Origin of the sequence: Bacteroides sp. 11BF, from assembly GCF_019633765.1 — a bacterium.
GTDB classification, from domain to species: domain Bacteria; phylum Bacteroidota; class Bacteroidia; order Bacteroidales; family Bacteroidaceae; genus Bacteroides; species Bacteroides hominis.
The window spans coordinates 1-470 of record NZ_JAFKPJ010000083.1 but is presented as its reverse complement, the minus strand read 5'-3'; the positions used below and the strand labels follow the sequence as shown (position 1 = coordinate 470).

The window sequence follows — 470 nt, the reverse complement described above, 5'->3', positions numbered from 1 at the left end:
TGTTATACATAGTTTCGGAAGTCGAACTCCTCGATGTTGTCGGGAATCACGAACACCTTTTCCTTTTGTTGTGTCACGGTCATGTTCACCGTGTCCACGAAAACTGCCATCGCCTTTGCAATCCTCTCGCTCATTGCTTCATCGGTCAGGCGTTCCGTTATTCTTGTGAAAAGCTCTGTCCCGTCCAGTTCCGTCATGACCTTTCCGGCGTGTCGCATTTCCTCATCGGATGGTGATTCCTTCCGTATGGTGTGTACTGCCATGTCAATATCCTCGAAGCTACTTCCCGAAGCCTGCTTTTTGTCTGGTTCTTCATCCTCCGGTTCATCTTCTCCGTACTCCAGTTCCGAGGGCGGGATGCTCGTGAAGGTTTCATCGAGTTTGTCCTCCGGTACTTGTGTCGGGCGTGAGACGGTTTCCGTGTTTCCGTCGTCAAAAGTAGCCTCTTCCTCCGACAGCTCAATGCCTTT

1 pseudogene is annotated in these 470 nt (G+C 50.9%); it reads right to left on the bottom strand.

Annotated elements, in window-relative coordinates:
- Positions 1–2: 2 nt before the first annotated feature.
- Positions 3–470: pseudogene (locus JZY04_RS21080) on the bottom strand (conjugal transfer protein TraD); the annotation flags it as partial.